Annotated in this window: 1 protein-coding gene; it reads right to left on the reverse strand. The window is 75.2% G+C overall.

The genetic code is table 11. The features are described from left to right. A partial coding sequence (locus tag ACFWN1_RS29900; RefSeq protein ID WP_384368741.1) for a beta-ketoacyl synthase N-terminal-like domain-containing protein occupies positions 1-4,035 on the reverse strand: 4,035 nt, incomplete at both ends.

Here is a 4,035-nt window from a genome sequence, read left to right on the forward strand (position 1 = left end):
CACGTGCAGCGTCCTCGGCAGGACACCGTGCCGCATCGCCTCGATCATCTTGATGATGCCGCCGACACCCGCCGCCGCCTGCGTGTGGCCGATGTTCGACTTCAGGGAGCCCAGCCACAGCGGCCGGTCCGCCGGCCGGTCCTGGCCGTACGTCGCGACGATGGCCTGCGCCTCGATCGGGTCGCCCAGGGTCGTCCCCGTACCGTGCGCCTCCATGGCGTCCACGTCGGCGCCCGTCAGACCTGCGTCGGCCAGGGCCTGCCGGATCACCCGCTGCTGGGAGGGACCGTTCGGGGCGGTGATGCCGTTGCTGGCCCCGTCCTGGTTCGTCGCCGTACCCCGGACGACCGCCAGGACCTGGTGGCCGTTGCGGCGGGCGTCCGACAGGCGCTCCACCAGGAGAAGCCCGACGCCTTCGCCGAAGGCGGTGCCGTCGGCACCCGCCGCGAACGCCTTGCAGCGTGCGTCCTGGGCGAGACCGCGCTGACGGCTGAAGCCGATGAAGATGTCCGGGTTGGCGAGGACCGTGGCCCCGCCCGCGAGCGCCAGGTCGCACTCGCCGCTGCGCAGCGAACGCACCGCCAGGTGCAGGGCGACGAGCGAGGAGGAGCAGGCCGTGTCGACCGTGACCGCCGGGCCCTCCAGGCCGAGCGTGTACGCGATCCGGCCGGAGGCGATGGAACCCGCGCTGCCGATCCCCAGGTACCCCTCCATGTCGGCCGGGAGCTTCACCCGCGACCCGTAGTCCGTGTAGACGACGCCCGCGAACACGCCGGTCTTCGACCCGTGCAGGGACGCCGGGTCGATGCCGGCCCGCTCGAACGCCTCCCAGGCGGTCTCCAGGAGCAGCCGCTGCTGCGGGTCCATGCTGGTTGCCTCGCGCGGGCTGATCCCGAAGAAGGCCGGGTCGAAGAGGTCGGCGTCGTGCAGGAAACCGCCCTCACGGGCGTACGAGGTCCCCGGGTGGGCCGGGTCCGGGTGGAAGAGCCGGTCCAGGTCCCAGCCCCGGTTGTCCGGGAAGGGCGAGATGACGTCGCTCTCGGAGGCGACGACCCGCCACAGGTCCTCGGGGGAGCGGACCCCGCCCGGGTAGCGGCAGGCCATCGCGACGATGGCGATCGGCTCGCCGTCGTACGCGCCTCCGCCCGAAGCCGCCGGCGCGGGAGCCGCCGCACCGAGGAGTTCGGTGCGCAGATGGGCGGCTAGCGCGGTGGGGGACGGGTGGTCGAAGACGAGGGTGCTGGGCAGGCGCAGACCGGTGGCGGTGTTGATCCGGTTGCGGAACTCCACGGCCGTCAGCGAGTCGAAGCCGAGGTCCTTGAACGCCCGCGAGGCGTCCACGACATCTCCGGGACCGTGCCCGAGCACCCCGCCCACCTGCGTCTTCACCAGATCGAGGAGGGTGCGCAGCTGCTCGGCCTCCGGCAGCCCCGCCAGCGACGAACCGTACGAACCCGCCGAGGCCCCGGCTCCCGCGGCCACGGCGCTGGGCACCACCCGCACCAGGGAACCGAGCACCGGCGGCAGAAGTCCCGACGCCGCCCGCTCCACGAGCGCGGCCCGGTTCAGCCGGGCCGCGACCAGCGCGGCCGGCGCCCTGGCGGCGACCGCAGCGCCGAACAGGCCGTCGACCTGCGCGGCGCCGAACGGCACCAGCGCGCGGGTGGCGCCGGAATCGCCGTCGCCGTCGGAGTCGCGCGGACCCCAGGCCACCACCACGCCGGGCAGGCCCAGCGAACGCCGCCGGGCCACCACCGCGTCCAGACGGGCGCCGAGCGCGGCGGCCGTCGCCCGGCCGGTCCCGCCCAGGACGCCGGAGGCGTCGGGAGCGAGGAGGACGAAGTCGGTGAGGGCCGCGTCCGCGGTGAGGTCGTGCAGGTGGGTGACCGCGTCGGCCCCGCCGCTCAGGTCCGCGGCGAAGGCCGCCGGGTCCACCGAGGCCAGCACGCTGCCGGGTGCGGCGCCGGCGACGTGGACGACGGCGGTCAGGGGCTGGTCGGCGGGGAGCAGGGCGAGGGCGGAGGCGAGCGCATCACGGTCCGCCGCACCGCCGACGGCGGTCCGCACGACGACCGACGGGGAGCCGTCCCCGTCGGCGGTGGCGTACGACTCCGCCCAGCGGGGGTCCGCCCCGAGCACCAGCACGCTCCGGTGACCCCGTTCCCGCACGAAGTGCCGTACCGCCGCCTCCGCGAGACCACCGTCGCCGGAGACGAGGACGGAGCCGGTCGAGGGGGACGGGGCGGGAGAGGGGGACGGGACCGGGGAGGGCGCGAAGTCCGAGGACGTGGTGCGCACGAGTCGGGGCGCGAGGAAGTCCCCGCCCCGCAGAGCGAGTTGAGGCTCGCCACCGAAAAGGGCCGTCGGCAGCGCCGCCAGGGAGGCGGGGGAGTCGTCGAGGTCGATCAGCGTCACGCGGCCGGGATGCTCCGACTGCACGGCGCGGACGAGACCCCACACGGTGGCACCCGCCGGGTCCGGCACGTCCTCCGGGGCCGCCGCCACCGCCGCCCGCGTGAGCACCGCGAACCGGGTCTCGGCCGAGTCCGGAGCGGCGAGGAGCTCCTGAAGGCGCGGGAGGAGCGCCGGGGCGTCGGCGCCGGTCAGCACGGCGAGGCCGGGAACCTCGGGGCCTTCCGCCGTGTCCAGGGGGGCCGAGCCGAGCGCGGTCTCCAGGCCGGGCAGCCCGTCACCGACCAGCGTCCACGCTCCGACTCCTTCGGCCGGCGCGAGCGGCGAAACGGGCAGGGCGGCGGCCGTCCAGTCGAGGCGCAACAGCCAGTCGTAACGGGCCCCGCCGCTCCTCGGGAGCGGGCGCGGCACGACCGCGGCCGCCGTCGCCACCGGCGCGCCCGTGACGTCACGGACGTCCAGACGGTAGCCGTCGCCGCGCTCGGTGAGCACCACGGAGAGGGCACCGGCCCCCACGGCGTGCAGGGTCACGTCCCGCCACTCCGCCGGGACCTCGTCCTCGTCGAGGGCGGGCAGCGCGGCCCGCAGCGCCCTGTCGAGCAGCCCCGGGTGCAGGCCGTAGCGGCCCGCCTCACCGGCCGACTCCTCCGGGAGCGCCACCTCGGCGCGGGCCCCGCCGTCCGGCACGGGCGCGTCGGCACCAGGGTCCGCGGCGGCGGCGAGCAGCCCGGACGCGAGCGCCGACCACGGCCGGTGCAGGGCGTCGTCGTCCGCGCCGTCCTCGTACGGCCGGGCGTGCAGCGTGAAGGCGCGCCCTCCGTCCTCCCCGGGCGCGGCCACCGTGAGCTGCACGTCGACCCCGCCCGTCGGCGGCAGCGCGACGGCATCGCCCAGCGTCAGCCGGGCGATGCCCAGACCGCCGAGCATCCGGCCCGCCTGGAGCGCCAGCTCGAACGGCACGGTGCCGTGGAGGACGGCCCCCGTCAGCCACGGGTGGGCGTGCGCGGCGATCCGGCCGGTGAGCAGGAGCGCGTCGCCGTCCGCCAGGGTCGTCGCGGCGGAGAGGAGCGGATGCTGCGTGGTGTGCAGGCCCAGGCTCTCGGGATCGCCTCCCGTCGCGGCGTCCTCCAGCCAGTAGTGCCCGTGTTGGAAGGGGTAGGTGGGGAGGTCGGTGGGGTGGGTGGTGGTGGGTGTGGTGTGCCAGGTGACGGGGGTGCCGTGGGTGTGGTGGTGGGCGAGGTGGTGGTGGAAGCGGGTGAGGGTGTCGTCGTTGCGGCGGAGGGTGCCGGTGACGAGGGTGGTGAGGTCGGGGTTGTGGGTTTCTGCGGTGTCCTGGACGGCGGTGGTGAGGACGGGGTGGGGGCTGGTTTCGATGTAGGTGGTGTGGCCGTTGTCGAGGAGGGTGTGGAGGGTGGGGTGGAAGAGGACGGGGTTGGCGAGGTTCTGGTACCAGTACTCGGCGTCGAGTGTGGCTGTGTCGATCGGGCCGCCGGTCAGTGTGGAGTGGAAGGCGATGGGGCTTGTGATTGGTTCGATGTCGTGGAGGAGGGATGTGAGCTGGTCGTGGAGGGGGTGGACGTGGGGGGTGTGGGAGGCGTAGTCGACGTCGATGGGGCGGGCGCG

It is taken from the genome of Streptomyces sp. NPDC058459 (assembly GCF_042721685.1).
Taxonomy (GTDB): Bacteria; Actinomycetota; Actinomycetes; order Streptomycetales; family Streptomycetaceae; genus Streptomyces.